The organism is Streptomyces scopuliridis, from assembly GCF_042790125.1.
Lineage (GTDB): Bacteria > Actinomycetota > Actinomycetes > Streptomycetales > Streptomycetaceae > Streptomyces > Streptomyces scopuliridis_A.
In genome coordinates, this window is sequence record NZ_JBHTZS010000011.1 from 222721 (window position 1) to 239437 (window position 16717).

A 16717-nucleotide genomic window follows, 5' to 3' on the forward strand; every position below is an offset into this window, starting at 1 on the left:
GCCGAGTTCACACGCGACTGTTGACCGGAGGAGCGTTGCAGTGACCACGATGGGCACGGAAGAATCGGCGGAGGCCGACGACAGCTACGAGAATGAGCTGCCGGTACGGCGCAGGGAGCCGGGCAGAGTCATCGTGGGGTGGCTGACCACCACCGATCATAAGACGATCGGCACGCTCTATCTCCTGACGTCGTTCGGGTTCTTCATCGTGGGCGGGGTGCTGGCGCTCTTCATGCGCGCCGAACTGGCCCGTCCGGGAATCCAGATCATCTCGCCCGAGCAGTTCAATCAGGCGTTCACGATTCACGGCACGATCATGCTGCTGATGTTCGCGACACCACTGTTCGCCGGATTCACGAACTGGATCATGCCGCTTCAGATCGGCGCTCCCGATGTGGCGTTCCCACGGCTGAACATCTTCGCGTACTGGCTCTATCTGTTCGGGTCGCTCATTGTCGTGGCCGGCTTTCTCACGCCGAACGGTGCGGCGGACTTCGGGTGGTTCGCGTACTCACCGCTGACGGACGGAGTCCGCTCGCCCGGGGTCGGCGGCGATCTATGGATCATGGGTCTGGTTTTCTCCGGCTTCGGCACGATCCTCGGCTCGGTCAACTTCATCACCACGATCGTCTGTATGCGCGCGCCGGGCATGACGATGTTCCGGATGCCGATCTTCACCTGGAATGTGCTGCTGACCGCCGTACTGGTCCTGTTCGCCTTCCCCATTCTGGCCGCCGCGCTGCTCGCGCTGGAGGCGGACCGTAAATTCGGGGCACATGTCTTCGACGCGGCCAATGGCGGAGCACTGCTGTGGCAGCACCTGTTCTGGTTCTTCGGCCATCCCGAGGTCTACATCATCGCCCTGCCGTTCTTCGGCATCGTCACGGAAATCCTGCCGGTCTTCAGCCGCAAGCCGATCTTCGGCTATATCGGTCTGGTGGCGGCGACGATCGCGATCGCGGGGCTGTCGATCACGGTCTGGGCGCACCATATGTTCGTGACCGGCGGTGTGCTGCTGCCGTTCTTCTCGTTCATGACCTTCCTGATCGCGGTGCCCACCGGGGTGAAGTTCTTCAACTGGATCGGCACGATGTGGAACGGTTCGCTGTCCTTCGAGACGCCGATGCTCTGGTCGATCGGCTTCCTGGTCACGTTCCTCTTCGGCGGCCTGACCGGCATCATCCTGGCGTCGCCGCCGATGGACTTCCAGGTGTCCGACTCCTACTTCGTGGTGGCGCACTTCCACTACGTGGTGTTCGGCACGGTGGTGTTCGCGATGTTCGCCGGATTCCACTTCTGGTGGCCGAAGTTCACCGGCAAGATGCTGGACGAGCGGCTCGGGAAGATGACTTTCTGGACGCTCTTCGTCGGTTTCCACGGCACCTTCCTCGTCCAGCACTGGCTGGGCGCCGAGGGCATGCCGCGCCGTTACGCGGACTATCTCGCCGCCGACGGTTTCACCACGCTGAACATGATCTCCACGATCGGCTCGTTCGTCCTCGGTCTCTCGATGCTGCCGTTCTTCTACAACGTCTGGAAAACCGCCAAGTACGGCAAGCAGGTCGAGGCCGACGACCCCTGGGGATACGGGCGTTCGCTGGAATGGGCCACCGCCTCTCCCCCGCCGCGGCACAACTTCATCACGCTGCCGCGTATCCGATCCGAGTCGCCCGCGTTCGACCTGCACTACCCGTCCATCCGACTGCTCGACGAGGCGCTGAACAACCCGAACGTCTCCGCGACCGCGGCACCGGGCGACCAGCGGAAATGACCGGCCCAGCCCCTTGTACGAGGAGAGCGCCGCGTACCGGGAGAGCACCGCGTACGGGAAAGCGCCGCGTACGGGAGAGCAAGGAGAAATGCGTGGAGCCCGACAAGGACAGCGCCCGCGGTCTCTACCAGATCGAGGGCTATCTGCTCTGGAGCGCGGAGATCGAGGACGTACGCCGGCAGGCCGCCCGCTTCACCGCGCAATTGCCCTGGCTGACCACGGCCCAGCGCGAGGACGTGGAGCGGGTCTACGCCGCGGACCGGGCGGCGGCCTCCCGGGCGATGCTCGTACGTATCTCCGACCGCGCGACCGAACTGCGCCGGGAATACACCGCGCGCTACCGGCAGCTCAGAACGCGCGCGGTGGCGGCGGCGGTTGTGGCCGTCGGGGCGGCGAGCGGTGTCTGCGCCGCGGTCACCTCTCTGCCCCGCTGACACAAGCCGCCCAAGCGCCATATTCCACACCAACAGGACACAAGACGGCGCGCCGGACGGATGTTAATTCGGCTTGTTTCTCACGCGAGATCGAGTGGTCCTGTGAAGCGGTCGTGAATTCATCTTCATACCCGTCCGGCGAAACCTCTCTGACCACGCCCTATCACTTCCGAACGGCATCGCGGTAAATGATCACCGATGACTGAATCGCCATCTTGACCACCCTTGGCACACAATCCAGACTCGCAAGCGGCACTCATGCATCAGGAGCCACTGACGCATACGCATGCGCCCTTCGCATACGCATGCGGACGGCCCTGCGAGACCGATATCGCACGGGGTGTGTGACGGGGGAACATCGGGGAGCACGTAGTCGAGTTCGGCATATACGCGCATTCCCTTCACTTCTCCTCCTCATCTCTTGGTGCGCGAAGGGAATGGAGGGGGAATGCCGACGCACATGGGCTATCCCGGCGTTTACATCGAAGAGCTTCCCAGCAGCATCCGTACCATCGCCTCGGTCACCACCTCGGTGACCGCGTTCGTGGGGCACACCCGCCGGGGTCCGCTCAATCAACCCGTGCGGATCACCAGCTTCGCGGACTTCGAGCGCCGCTTCGGCGGGCTCACCTCCCAGAGCGCTGTCAGCTACGCCGTCCACCAGTTCTTCGGCAACGGCGGCTCCGTCGCGGTGATCGTGCGCGTGGCCAAGGCCGGCACCGGCGAAGAAGCCTGCGTCACACTCGAATCCACCGAGGGGCACAGTCAGTGCCCGGTGCTCGAGGTGCGCGCCAAGGAGCCCGGCGTCTGGGGCTCGGGGCTGCGGGTGGCCGTCGACCACGACACACCGACCCCGGACAAGACGTTCAACCTCCGGGTCCTCGACGCGCGCGGCGGCGCCCGGGAGACCTTCACCGGTCTGTCGATGCACACCGGCCACGGACGGTTCGTGGAGACGGTCGTCAACGCCGGGTCCTCCCTCGTCCGTGTGAAGGCCCTGGACGAGGACAGGCCCGACCCCTCCGGCACCGTTTCCAAGCCCTTCTCGGCGGAGCTGCCCGATCTGAACGTCGAGTTGAAGGTCAAGATCGGCGATGTGGAGCGTGAGTTCACGCTGTACGATCCCGACCTCGACGGCGAGGCGCCGGCCAACGTCACGGAGCTCGCCCTCCTGCTGGAACGCAAGCTGCGCTCGCTCCCGGACGCCCCGGGGAAGCACACCTTCGCCGGCGCCGAGGTGACCGCGTTCGGCCGGCGGATCCAGGTCGTCGCCGGGTCCGTCGACCCCGACGACGTGGTGCGCTTCGTCGGTGAGTGCGCCAATGACCTGGGCCTTGAGGCCTCGGTCAACCCGCCCGTCTTCCCGCTCAAGGGCGGCAAGGACGGCGATCCGCCCGGCCCGCGCGACCTCATCGGCAGCGAGGCGCGCAAGACCGGTGTGCAGGCGCTGCGCGATGTGGACGACGTCAATCTGCTGGCCCTGCCCGAGCTTTCGGCGTACGAGTCCACCGAGGACATGGTCACCGTCCTCTCCGCGGCCGAGCAGCTCTGCCGGGAGCGGCGGATCTTCCTGCTCGTGGACGCCCCGTCCACCTGGGGCAGCGTGGACGCCGCGCGGGCCGGGATCGGCGCGTTCGAACCCGTACGCAGCGATCACGCCGCGCTGTACTTCCCGCACCTCCAGCTGACGGACCCGCTCACGGGACGGCTGCGCTCCTTCCCGCCGTCCGGGGCCATCGCCGGGGTCATCGCCCGTACCGACGGCGAGCGCGGCGTCTGGAAGGCGCCGGCCGGGACCGAGGCGCGGCTGTCCGGGGTCCGGTCGCTGACCGTCAAGCTCACCGACCGGGAGAACGGACTGCTCAATCCGCTCGGTGTGAACTGTCTGCGCACCTTCCCGGTGGTCGGTCCGCTGGTCTGGGGCGCCCGTACGCTCCAGGGCGCGGACGCGCTCGACAGCGAGTGGAAGTACGTACCGGTGCGCCGGCTCGCGCTGCATGTCGAGGAGAGTCTCTACCGCGGTCTGCAGTGGGTCGTCTTCGAGCCCAACAACGAGCAGTTGTGGCAGCAGATCCGGCTGAAGGCCTCGGCCTATCTCAACGATCTCTTCCGGCAGGGCGCGTTCCAGGGCGGCACACCGCGCGAGGCGTACTTCGTCAAGTGTGACAAGGACACCACCACCGAGGCCGATATCGAGCGCGGAGTGGTCAATGTCCTGATCGGCATCGCGCCGGTCAAGCCCGCGGAGTTCGTGATCGTGAAGATCCAGCAGGTGGCCGGGCAGTTCGACCTGTCGTAACCGAGGAAAAGGAACACGAAGGAAACCGATGGCTGAGTTCCAGATCAACGCCCATCGCTTCGACCCCTACAAGAATTTCAAGTTCCTGGTCCTGTGGGACGGTCGAACGGTCGCGGGCGTCAGCAAGATCAGTCCGCTGAAGCGCACCACCGAAGTGGTCAAACACCGCCACGGCGGCGACCCCAGCTCACCGCGGAAGTCGCCGGGCCGCTCCGAGTTCGAGGGGGTCACGCTCGAACGCGGTGTCACCCACGACCCGGAGTTCGACCGCTGGGCCAACAAGGTCTGGCAGGTCGGGGCCGGGCTCGGTTCGGAGGTCTCGCTGCGGGACTTCCGCAAGGACATCATCATCCAGGTCCTCAACGAGGCCGGGCAGGTGGCCGTCTCGCACAAGCTCTACCGGGCCTGGGTGAGCGAGTACCAGGTGCTCGGCGAGCTGGACGCGAACGCGAACGCCGTCGCCATCCAGAGCGTCAAGCTCGAATGCGAGGGCTGGGAGCGGGACTACGAGGTGGAGGAGCCGGTCGAGCCGTCGTTCACCCACCCGGCCTGATCCACGCGCCGGCGCAAGCACTCGAAGCCGCACCACCCGAGGCACCCGCTCCACCCGCACCACCGATACCACCTGCACACCGGAGGAATGAGCGATGACGCCGACGGGGCCGGCCGAGCTGCTCGCCACCTGGGAAGCCGGGCTGGCGCAGCAGGAAGCGGGACGGTCTCTGCTGCTGCACCGGGCGGCCCGCCCGGGGGCCGGCACCGACGAGTTGCTGTCGATGCCGGTCGGCGCGCGCGAGTCGGATCTCTTCGCGCTGCGCCGGGCGCTGTTCGGCGAGCGCATGCAGGTACGCGTCGAGTGCGCGGCGTGCGAAGAGGCGATGGAGTTCGATCTCGACGCGACGCTGCTGGGCGTCCGGGGAAGGACTCCGGACGGGCCGCTGCGGGTGCAGGAGGGCGACTGGGTGGTGGAGTTCCGGCTGCCCACCGTCGCCGACCTCGCGGCGGCCGGCTCCGCGCCGGACGCGGCGGAGGCCCGTCGGCTGCTGGTGGCACGCTGCGCGGTCTCGGCCGTACGGGGCGGGACGACGGTACCACCGGAGCGGCTGGCCGGGCTGCTGCCCGCGGACGTACAGCGGCGGCTCGCCGAAGCGGCGGCGGAGGCCGATCCGGCTGCCGATGTGACGCTGAATGTCAACTGCCCCGAGTGCGGCGGGGCCACCCCCGCCGCACTGGACATCACCTCGTATCTGTGGACCGAACTGGACACCTGGGCACGGGACTTGCTGCTCGATGTCCATCTGCTCGCGAGCGCCTACGGGTGGAGCGAGCCGGAGATTCTGGCGCTCAGCCCGCTGCGGCGTCGTTACTACCTGGAGCTGTGTGCCGATGCCTGACTACTTCGACCGGCTGCTCGCCCGGTACACGCCGGTGCCCGGGGTGGGCGGTGCCGAGGGCACCGGGGGCTTGGCACGGGTCCGGCCACGGCTGCCCGGCCCGTACGAGCGGGTGGAGGCGCTGCGGTCCGGCCCGCAGGAGCCCGACGAGCCGCTCTCGCTGATCCCGTCCGCTTCCCAACCCGTCCTTGGGCAGGCCGAGTTGGTGCGCCAGGAGCGTGAGGTGCGGACGGACCGGCATACGGTGGTACGGACCGAGGCGGTACGTCCGGGAGACGAGCCCGAGCGGCCGGCCGGCCCCGCCGCCACCCCGAGCACGGGGCCGCCGCTCCCACCGTTGTCACACCGGACTCCGGGGCCGCGTGCGGCGGCGGACGACAGCCCGCGCGCGGCGTGGCGACCCGTGGCCCCCTCGGCGGCCGGCACACCGCGGACCGCGCACGCCGCCGCGCCACGCGCCGCCGCCCCCGCTCCCCCGGCCGCCACCGCACCTCTCAGACCGCGCGACGCCGACAGCGCGGCCGCCCGGGGTGCCGCGCCGAACGGGGTGGGACGGCGCGCGCCCAAACAGGCCGAACGCGTCGTCCACGTACAGATCGGCCGGCTCGAAGTGAGCGCGGCGCCGCCGCCCGGCGGGGACCGCTCCAGCGCCGCCGGCCGTCCCGATCACACCGGACGGCGCACGCCCGCGCTGACCCTGGACGACTACCTGTCGCGCGGCGAGAAGAGGAACTGAGGCCATGAGCAACGCACTTGCCGTCGCGACGGTCACCCAGGCCCTGGCCCTGCTGATCGAGAGCAATCTGGGGCCCGAGATGGATATCGCGGTCAAGGTGGAGACCCGTAAACCGCCGGCCGAGCCACCGACCGAGCCGACCGTCAATGTCTTTCTGTACCAGGTCACTCCGAACGCCTCGATGCGCCACACCGACCTGCCGACGCGCGCGTCGGACGGCACACTGGTCAAGCGGCCCGCCGCGCCGCTGGATCTGCACTACCTGATCAGCGCGTACGGGGAGGAGGCCGAGCTGGTCGGTCAACGGCTGATCGGGTGTGTGATCCGGACGCTGCACGAAATCCCGGTGCTGCCCCGGGAGTTGATCGAGCTGGCGGCCGAGCGTCCGTATCTGGCGGGCAGCGATCTGGCCGAGTCGCCGCAGCGGGTGCGGTTCACACCGACAGTGATGGACATCGACGAGACGTCGAAGCTCTGGGGGATGCTCCATCAGACGCCGTACACACTGTCGGTGGCGTACCAGGCTTCGTTGGTGCTGATCGAGGGCCGCGAGAGGCCCGCACCGACGAAACCGGTCGAGCGGCGGACGGTACGGGCGCTGCCGTTCGGGGCGCCGGGCGCGCCGGTACCGCCGACTGCGGGCGAGCCGTCGGGTGTTGGCGAGACCGCCACGAAGGCGGATGCGGAGACGGGGCAGGGCACGGGTACGGGTACGGGTACGAGTCCCGGTACGGGTCCGGAAACAGAGACGGCAACGGGACCGAAGCCGAAGGCCGACGCACCCGCGAAGAAGCGCACGGCGAGCAAGACCGCGGCCTCCAAGCCGGCCACCAAGCGGGCCGCGTCCGCCTCCCGTACGCGTACGCACACCCGCGGGAAACCCGGCACGGGCAACGACGGCACGGGCGAGAACGGCACGGAGAGCTGAGGCACGGTGCGGGAGATGGGGGCGGGTGAGGGCATGGGGACGCACGAGGGGACGAACACGGGCGCGGCGGAAGACGCCGGTACGGACGGCCGCGCGCTGGCCACGGCCGTACGCTCCGTTCTCGCGCGTGTCGACGCCCACGCGCGGCGCGCCGGGGACCGTACGCGGCCGACGAAGGACGACGCGCCGACGAACACCGGCACCAGCGCCGACACCAGCACCAGCACCAGCACCAGCACCGAGACCGGATACGCCACCGCCGGTCCCGGCGCCCTGGACGCGCTCGTCCGGTGTTTCGGCCTCAGCGCGTTCGAGCGCGAGGTGATGCTGCTCGCCGCCGCCGCGGAGCTGGACCCCACCACCGGCTCCCGGTGCGCCGCCGCGAGCGGCGATCCCGACCGGGCGCACCCGACCTTCTCGCTCGCCCTCGCCGCTCTGGTGGAGCCGCACTGGAGCGCGCTGACTCCCGTCGCCCCGCTGCGCCGCTGGCGACTCATCGAGCTGGACGACGAGACGCGGCTGACCACGTCCCGGCTGCGCCTCGACGAACGCATCCTGCACTTCCTCGTCGGTTCGCCGTATCTGGACGCCCGGCTGCACGGTCTGTTGCGCCGTACGACCGCGCCGGACTCCCTGCCCGCCTCGTACGAACGGGCGGCCGGCCGGGTCGCGGCGGGGCTGGCGGGCGCCGGACCGTACGCCCCGTTACGTGTTGAGCTGGTGGGCGGGGATCTGCGCTCCCGGGCCGATATCGCCGCCGCGGCCGCCCGCCGTTCGGGGCTCGGTCTGTACGCGCTGGCCGCCGACGATCTGCCCACCGATCCGGCGGAACGCGACCGGCTGGCCCGGCTCTGGCAGCGTGAGGCGATCCTGCTGCCCGCCGCGCTGCTGGTGGAGATCGGTGAGCCGGACCGTGAACAGGCCGCCGCCATCGACGCGTTCGTGGAGAGCGCGGGCGTACCGCTCGTGGTCTCCAGTCACGATCCGCGGCAGACCGCCCGGCCGCGCGGCGAGCGGGTGACCGTGCCGTCGCTTGACGCCGAGGAGCAGTTGGGGGTGTGGGCGAACGCCTTCCAGGACGTACCGGCGGTGTCGGAGCACGACTTGAGGGACTTGGTCGAGCAGTTCTCGCTGCCGCCCCATCTCATCCGGTCCGCGGGCGCCGCCGTCGTACGGGATCTGTCCGGCGAGGACGAGCCGGACGCGGCCGGACTCGCCTGGCGCGCCGGGCTCACCGAGGCCCGGATGGGCATGGACGAGCTGGGCCGGCGGATCGAACCGGAGGCGGCCTGGGGCGATCTGGTGCTGGCGGAAAGGCAGTTGAGCGTCCTGCGCGAGATTGTCGCGCATGTACGGCAGCGCGCCACCGTCTACCAGGAGTGGGGCTTCGAGGCGACGCTGCGCCGGGGCCTGGGCGTCACCGCGCTCTTCGCCGGCGGCTCCGGTACGGGAAAGACACTCGCGGCCGAGGTGATGGCGCGGGAACTGGGCCTGGATCTGTTCATCATCGATCTGTCGCAGGTGGTCAGCAAGTACATCGGCGAGACCGAGAAGAATCTGCGCCGCGTGTTCGACGCGGCCGAACGCGGCGGCGCGCTGCTGCTGTTCGACGAGGCGGACGCGCTCTTCGGCAAGCGCAGCGAGGTCAAGGACAGCCATGACCGGTACGCCAACCTGGAGGTCAGCTATCTGCTGATGCGGATGGAGGCGTACCGCGGGCTGGCGATCCTCACCACCAATATGAAGCAGGCGCTGGACACGGCGTTCATGCGCCGGATCCGCTTCGTCGTCGACTTCCCCTTCCCCGGCGAGGCCGAGCGCGCGGAGATCTGGCGGCGGGTACTGCCCGCGCGGGCACCGATGAAGGGGATCGATCCGGCGCAACTGGCCCGGCTGACCGTGGCCGGCGGCTCGATCCGCAATATCGCGCTCTCGGGCGCCTTCCTCGCGGCGGAGGAGGGCGACCGCCTCCAGATGCGCCACATGCTGGAGGCGGCCCGCACCGAATACCTCAAGCTGGACCGCTCGTTGACGCCCTCGGAGGTGCACGGATGGGTCTGAACGAGGCACCGCTGAACGGGCCAGCGCTGAACGGGCCAGCGCTGAACGGAGCGTCGCTGAACGGGGCACCGCGCACCATCCGGGTGGACATCGGCGAACTGGTCCTGAACGGCTTCGACCGCGTCGACCCCGACCGGGTCTCGGCCGCCTTCCAGGCGGAGCTGTCCCGCCTCGTACGGGACGGGGGCGTACCCCTGGCCGTGAACGGCGGCCGTGCCCTGGACACCCTCGCCGGGCTGCCACCCCTGCCCGCGACCACCTCCCCACGACGACTGGGCGAGGCGCTGGCACGCGCGGTGCACGCGGGGCTCTCGGGGCGGGGTGACTCGCGATGAGCACCACACACTCCGGAGCGCAGAACAGCCAGTCGAACCAGTCGACGAAAGACAAGCAGCGCAAGCGCAAGGCCAGGACCACGTCCCGTACCCCGGAACCGAAGAACATCGTCAGCGGCGCCGGCCAGCCCTTGGACCTCAGCGTACGCCGTGAGCTGGAGGAACAACTCGGCCACGACTTCAGCCGTGTACGCCTCCACACCGACCGCGACGCGGGCGCGCTCACCGACCTCCTGGGCGCGGACGCGGTCGCGGTCGGCCAGGACATCTTCTTCCGCGAGAACACCTACCGCCCGGGCACGACCGACGGCCAGCGCCTGCTGGCCCACGAGTTGCTCCACACGGTCCAGAACCCGGACGGCCTGGGCGCGCTGCGCGCGGGCCGCGATCTGGGCGCGGTGAGCCTGCCGCAGCAGACGATGGAACGCGAGGCGGAGTCGGCGGCGCGGGACCTCGTACGGGACGGCGAACCGGCGGCGCGGGAGGTCGAGGAGGGCCAGGCCACACCGGGCTGGCTGCGGTACGCCACCGTGGACGCCGACCGGCGCCGCATGGAGGAGCTGGATCCGGCAACGCTGGTCGACCGGCTGGCGAACGGCGTCCTGCGCTCCCTGCGCGGTGACCCGGAGGACCTCTCCAGGCGCACCCGTAAACAACTCGCCCGGCTGCCGGGCGAGTTGCTCGACAGCGTCCTCGTGCGGCTGGAGGGCAGGCTGCTCGGCTCGGAGCACGACCGCGTGCTCGACTTCGTGGACGAGATCGAGGCGTACGACGACTACGCCGAGGATGGCCTGGAGCGCGACTCGCACGAGGCCCCGCGGATCGAGCCGGACACCGCCGAGGAGGTGCGGACCGAGCGCGAGAGCCGGCTGCGGGACGCGGAGGAGCGGAAGGCGGAGGAGGAGCGGCCGAGGCTCGCGCCGGGCCCGGAGAAGGATCGGGCCGGCGAGGAGGGTGCGGCCGGGAGCACTCCGCAGAACGGTGGTACGCCGGAGCACGGGACGACTCCGCAGGGTGGGGGCGCGCCGCGGGGATCGGAGGTGTCCGGCGCGGAATCGTCCGGGGCCGCACAGTCCCCCCGGCCCTCCGGGTCCGGTGCCGGCGGCGGGCAGGCGGAGTCGAGCCAGGACTCGGGTCCGGGTTCGGCGGCTACCGCGGCGCGGAAGGAACAGTCCTCGTCGTCCACCGGGGAGAAATCGGGCGGTGGCGGTGGGAACGGCGGTGGGCCGGCCGCGTCGGCGCGCAAGGAGAAGGAGAAGGGCGGCAAGGAGGCCACCGAGCAGCAGGAGACGCCCGCCGCGAGCAAGGAGGAGTCGGCGGCGAAGAACCGGTCGGGCGCGGCCGACGCGATGGTGGCGGGCAAGCAGCTCAAGCAGCAGGACAAGCGAGGCCAGGAGAAGCCCAAGGGCTCACCGGTCATGTCCGGCAAGGACACCCGGCTGTCGGGCAAGGTCAGCACGCTGGAGGGGAAGCGCAACCAGGACGTCGCGGGGCTGGAGGAGGAGCCCGAGGAAGACCCGTTCGGCTCGGGCAGCGAATCGGAGGTCGAGGTCGGCGGCGAGGAGCCGAGCGCCTGGGACATCAAGCTCCAGCCCGAGGACTTCCTGCCGAAACAGGACCTCGACGTGTCCGGCGTACCGACGGCGGACGAGCTGGACCCGTCGTCGTCCGCCACCCCCGCCGTCCCGTCCTTCCCCGCCCCGCCGCCGACCAGGGCCGACGAAGTGCGGGCGCGGCGGGACGCGGAGGACGCCGAGGACGAGGCGGCGGAGGCCGAGCCCGAGGAGGAGGCCGCCCCCGAGGAAACGGAGTCGTCGGCACCGGAGACCGAAGGCGGGCCGGCGAGCGACGGCGGATTCGGCGGCCTCGCACTGGAGCAGGCCGCGGCGCCGACCGTACCGAGCGCGGCGTCCCGGGACCCGAAGGCCGGTGACGACCCGAAGGTGGGTGCGGTCGCGGCGCAGACGACCGTCCAGGAGGCGCCGGGCAAGGCGGACGGGAAGTCCGAGGGCGGCACCGAGGCCAAGGAGTCGGCCGCCAAGGAGGAGAAGGGCACCGCGGCGGGCGGTGACAAGGCCTCGGCCGCGCCGGAGAAGGAGTCGCAGCAGGCGACGGGCGGTCAGTCCGCGCAGACCGGCGGCGGGGGCAAGGAGGGAGCGCAGGAGCCGGCGGGCGGCGCCGGTTCGGAGGCTTCCGGCTCCCAGGGCGCTGAGGCCACCCAGGACACGGCAGGGGCCGCGGGGGGCACGGGCGGTGCCGCGAGCTCGTCGGACACGGCCACGTCGGGCGGCGGGACGCAGGCGAGCGCGCCCGAATCCAGTGCTCGTACGGAGGCTCCGGCCGCGGCGCCCACGGCGGCGCCCGCCACGTCGGAGTCCGCATCCGCATCCGGATCGGCACCCAAGGCCGCACCGAATGCCTCACCGAAGACCGCACCGAAGACCGATCCCGGGGCGAAGGGCGCACCGGAGACCGCGCCGGCGCCCAAGTCTGCACCGTCCGGCGGTTCCTCGGGCGGAGGCGGTGGGGGCGGGGGCGGCGGGGCGGCCGCCCCGGCGCGCGGGAAGGGCAAGAAGGATTCGGGAGCGGCCCCCAACCTCTCGGGCGTCTCCCCGGAGGCCGGCCTGTCCACAGCCTCAAAGCTCAAGCCTCACAAGGCACTTCAGGCCATGGGCGGCGTGGGCGGCGCGGTGGACCGTACGGTCGGCGACGAACACAAGACGCTCGCCTCGGCCCCGCCTTCCATGCAGCGCCCGGCGGGCGCGCCGCAGACCCTGGAGGGCAAGCCGACGTCGGACGCCCCGGCCCAGTACGCGCAGGATCCGGCCCAGCAGGCGCAGGAGCCGGACCAGGAGGACGCCGAGGTCACGGGAGCGAAGGAGCCCGAGGGCCAGATCGAGGCGGAGAAGGCCGAGGAGCCGGGCGGCTGGGACACGTTCAAGATGGCGCTGGGCTTCGGCATCGGGAAGGTGCTGAGCCTGGTCGGCTTCGAGGTGGACGCCCAGGAGCTGGCCGCGAAGTTCGCCGACCTGCCGACGAAGGACGAGGCGCTCAAGCAGGCCCAGGCGGGCAACGCGCCAGGCGTCGAGATGCAGGGCGGTGCCGAGCAGGCGTCCGCCGAACAGGGCGGCAATGTCGACGCCAAGGGCCGGCAGACCATGGGGACGGCCCAGGACGATGCCGGTCGCGGGATGGGCGAGGACCAGGTCTATCCCAACGCTCCCAAGGAGCAGATGTCCGCGAAGGTGCCGGGCCAGGGAGGCGGCGGCGCGGGTGTGGGTGCCGCGGGCGGGGGCGCGACCGGTGCCGTACCGCCGGAGGCCGCCTCGGAGGTGGCGGAACATGAGCGCGGCCCGCAGTTCCAGGCCGCGTTCAGCGAGGGCCAGAAGGGCATGTCCGAAGGCCGTCAGGCCAAGGACCGTGACTTCCGTGCCTCGCAGGCCAAGCACAAGCAGCGGGTCGACGCCGAGATCGCGACCAACACCGAGACTCAGGCGGGCGAGCGCGAGAAGGCGATGGCCGAGGTCACCGCCCAGCGCGAGGACTGGCGCGCGGAACAGGACAAGGAACTCAAGACCCTCGGCGACAAGAAGACGGACCGGCAGGAGAAGGTCCGCGAGGACGTCAAGACCGAGGAGAAGAGCACAGACGACAAGGTCGAGACCGAGAAGGAGACCAGCGACAAGAAGGTCAAGGACAAGGCTGACAACGCGGAGAAGGAGGCGGACCGGAAGAAGGACGGCGCCGCCGAGGAGTCGGGCAACTGGATCACGAAGGCCTTCGAGTGGATCAAGAACAAGGTCATCGAGATCAAGAACGCGATCGTCAAGGTCATTCGTGAGGCGCGTGACGCGGTCATCACCTTCATCCGCGACTTCAAGAAGAACGTCGAGAACTGGATCAACACAGCCCGCAAGAACATCATCGACGCCATCAAGCAGCTGATCACGGATCTGATCGAGTTCGCGAAGTCGATGGTGCGGGCGATCATCGACCTGGCCAAGCGGATCCGGAACCTGATCACGTCGCTGATCGACGCGGCGATCGCCCTTGTCAACAGGCTCGCGGCAATGCTGAAGCAGATCATCACGGACCTGCTGGACGCCATCGGCAAGCTCCTGAGCAGCATCCTGGACATCCTGAAGAAGGCCCTCCAGGACGTGCTCAAGGCGGTCAGGGACGCGGTGAAGGCGGTCCTGGACTTCGCCGCCGGACTACTGAACGCCCTCGGCGACTTCATGCTCATCGCGGTCGACTTCCTCTCCGACCCGGGCGGCTGGCTGGGCGGCGCCAAGAACTCCGCGGTGGACGGCGCGAAGAACCACCTGTTCCGCGAGGTCAAGGCGGCCGTCAAGGAGTGGTTCCAGTCCAAGATCGAGGAGATCATCGGCGTCCCGAAGGCCATCCTCGACAAACTGATCAAGGGCGGCATCACCCTCGAACGGATCGTCAAGGAGACATGGGACGCCATCGTCCCCCAACTCCCCTTCATCATCGGCGAGATCGTCATCACGAAGGTCATCGCCAAGCTGATCCCCGGCGCAGGCTGGGTGATGGCGGTCATCGACGCGATCCGCACGGCGATCGGCGCGCTCGGCGAGATCTTGCGCGCGATGGGCGCGGTCCTCGACTGGCTGAAGTCGGTCCGCAACGGCGGCGCGGGCGTCTTGTTCGCGAAGGCGGTGGCGGCGGGCATCGTGGCACTGCTCGAACTCGCCTACGAGGCCCTGCTGTCCGGCATCGGCAAGTACGTGGCGAAGGTGGGCCGCCGCTTCAAGGGCATCGCGGAGAGGCTGGGCAAGGGCAAGGGGGACGGCAAGGGACCGGCGGCCGGCGGCTCCGACGACAAGGGCACCCCGAGGCCTGCACATTCCACGCAGACCACACCCACCCCAGCGGCACGCCCGACGGCCACGTCACCGAAGCCGGATCTCAGCAAGCCCACGCCCAGGACCCCGGGCAGGACGGACCCCAGCAGCAAGAAGCCGCCGACGGGAACGGCCAAGACCGGCCAGCAGAAGCCCGACAAGGACACACCCACCAAGCTGCCGACAAAGCCGACCAAACCCACGAACAAGAACGAGAAGCCCGAGGTCAACGACAAGACCCCCAGCAGCAACTCGACCAAGCCCACGGCCCCCACGACGAAGGACAGGAACGGAAAGCCCAAGAACGAGGAGCAGGGCGACACCAAGGACACCAAGCCCACGCCCCCCAAGCCCGCAACGCCCAAGCCCGCCCCCAAGCCCGACAAGACCGACGCCCCGGGCAGTTCCACCAAGCCAAACACCAAGGACAACAACGGCAAGGACCAGGCCCCCGACGGCAACAAGAACAAGCCCGACCCCGACGGCAGCGGCAAGAAGGACACCGACCCCTCGGGCAAGAAGAACACCACCGAACGGGACGCCAAGGACGGCAAGACCGGCAAGGACAGCAAGAAGAACACAGACGGCCCGGACAAGAAAGACGCCGACGGCAAGGGCGACACCAGAGGAAATAAGAAGGGTGAAGAAAAGACCCCAAAGAGCGGGAAGTCACAGAAGAGGGAAGATCGCAAGAAAGAAGAGGAATCTGAAGACTCGCTGAACAAGCGCCTGAGAGAGATTGTGGCTCGAATTCGCCCCATCATCAATGCAAAACTAGAACGCGGCTTATCACAGCCGGACCATGCAACCCTCCGTGAACAACTAAGGACCCATTACCGCCTCACAGCACTCAGCAAGTCGAACGACCAGGACTTCGCAATCACAGCACGTCTGAACCCCGTTCGGCAGGCTGCAACCGGCCACACCGACAGCGAGGACCACAACGACTACCGAGAGCCCCGGGAAAACACAGAGCCCGCACTGCCACCAACGATCCTCCCTCCATTCACCAACGGATCAACAAAAGCCCCGAGCTTCAAAGCCCACCACATACACAAACCCCTCAAACAGGGAACGGAAGCAGATGACGAGAAGGACGCATTACCCGTGGGCTGGGAATTGGTTGCCAATGAGCGTCGCCCAGACGGAAAACCGTACAGTTCGGGCGGGGATTGGGTTCGAATGCACCTGCTACCTGCACCACTGGGAGGAGATGCCACCACCTCCAACCTCGTTCCCGCGCGAGGGGACCAGAACAAAGAGGCGGCAAGTTCCGTGGAGCACCCCGCCGCCCGAGCACTGGGCGAAACGGTCCGGAATGCCAAGTGGAGAGGGAAACTCAACAAGATGATCTGGTACGACGTACACGTCTCATACTATAGCGACGATAAATTTCCCGGCTTCCCAAGCTTCATGAGAATAAATTGGGGTGGATACAACTATGACGGGGGCCATTGGAAACGGGATCCGGCCACCGTTACCTGGCCTCGCAATTTCCTGCCGCCGCCTGAAAAAGAGGATGCGCCGCCCTATGCCGCCAACGTGAACCGCGATGACGCGCATGCGATCCGTAGGGCGACAGGAATCAGCATGTACTTCGCCGAGCGCATCGCCGCACTGGCAACCAGGACAAATTTCAAGAGCATGAGCCAATTAACCAGGGCCATCAACCAGGGCAAACACCTTTACGAGGGGGAAATCGATGAAACCCTCACCGGCGGCAGCCATAAGAACAGAATTGAGGCGCTCAAGCGACTCAAGCGAGCAGCTAGGTACGATTGGCTGACCTTTAGGTGATTGCGAGGAGAGTACGGAATGCGGAACTTGACGACCTGGGAGCAGGAATGGGTCCGTATCCAGAAGGAACTCCGGCAAACCCCGGGAGTGCATG

General features: G+C 68.7%; 10 protein-coding genes. All 10 read left to right on the forward strand.

Features of this window, described 5'->3' with window-relative positions:
• Nucleotides 1-49 precede the first annotated feature (49 nt).
• Nucleotides 50-1771, forward strand: coding sequence for an aa3-type cytochrome oxidase subunit I (ctaD, locus tag ACFRKB_RS19560; protein WP_383107349.1), 1722 nt, complete (start codon nucleotides 50-52; stop codon nucleotides 1769-1771).
• A 92-nt stretch (nucleotides 1772-1863) separates the two neighbouring features.
• Complete coding sequence (locus ACFRKB_RS19565) at nucleotides 1864-2205, forward strand: hypothetical protein (protein WP_383107248.1); 342 nt, start codon at nucleotides 1864-1866, stop codon at nucleotides 2203-2205.
• Nucleotides 2206-2653: 448 nt separating this feature from the next.
• Nucleotides 2654-4504 (forward strand): phage tail sheath family protein, encoded by a 1851-nt coding sequence (locus ACFRKB_RS19570; protein ID WP_383107250.1) that lies wholly within the window; start codon nucleotides 2654-2656, stop codon nucleotides 4502-4504.
• Between the two features lie 28 nt (nucleotides 4505-4532).
• Nucleotides 4533-5057: a phage tail protein gene (locus tag ACFRKB_RS19575; RefSeq protein WP_249950016.1), complete on the forward strand. Its 525-nt coding sequence runs from the start codon at nucleotides 4533-4535 to the stop codon at nucleotides 5055-5057.
• A gap of 94 nt (nucleotides 5058-5151) precedes the next feature.
• Complete coding sequence (locus ACFRKB_RS19580; protein WP_383107252.1) at nucleotides 5152-5898, forward strand: T4 family baseplate hub assembly chaperone; 747 nt, start codon at nucleotides 5152-5154, stop codon at nucleotides 5896-5898.
• A complete protein-coding gene (locus ACFRKB_RS19585) occupies nucleotides 5891-6634 on the forward strand; it encodes a hypothetical protein (RefSeq protein WP_383107253.1) in 744 nt (247 codons plus the stop codon). The genes ACFRKB_RS19580 and ACFRKB_RS19585 overlap by 8 nt, the downstream gene beginning before the upstream one ends.
• A gap of 4 nt (nucleotides 6635-6638) precedes the next feature.
• Nucleotides 6639-7562, forward strand: a complete 924-nt coding sequence (locus ACFRKB_RS19590; RefSeq protein ID WP_383107255.1) for a Pvc16 family protein — start codon at nucleotides 6639-6641, stop codon at nucleotides 7560-7562.
• Between the two features lie 33 nt (nucleotides 7563-7595).
• Nucleotides 7596-9623, forward strand: coding sequence for an ATP-binding protein (locus ACFRKB_RS19595; RefSeq protein WP_383107256.1), 2028 nt, complete (start codon nucleotides 7596-7598; stop codon nucleotides 9621-9623).
• On the forward strand, nucleotides 9614-9958 hold the full coding sequence (locus tag ACFRKB_RS19600) for a hypothetical protein (protein ID WP_383107258.1): 345 nt from the start codon (nucleotides 9614-9616) through the stop codon (nucleotides 9956-9958). The genes ACFRKB_RS19595 and ACFRKB_RS19600 overlap by 10 nt, the downstream gene beginning before the upstream one ends.
• Nucleotides 9955-16623 (forward strand): eCIS core domain-containing protein, encoded by a 6669-nt coding sequence (locus ACFRKB_RS19605; RefSeq protein ID WP_383107259.1) that lies wholly within the window; start codon nucleotides 9955-9957, stop codon nucleotides 16621-16623. The genes ACFRKB_RS19600 and ACFRKB_RS19605 overlap by 4 nt, the downstream gene beginning before the upstream one ends.
• Nucleotides 16624-16717: the final 94 nt, after the last annotated feature.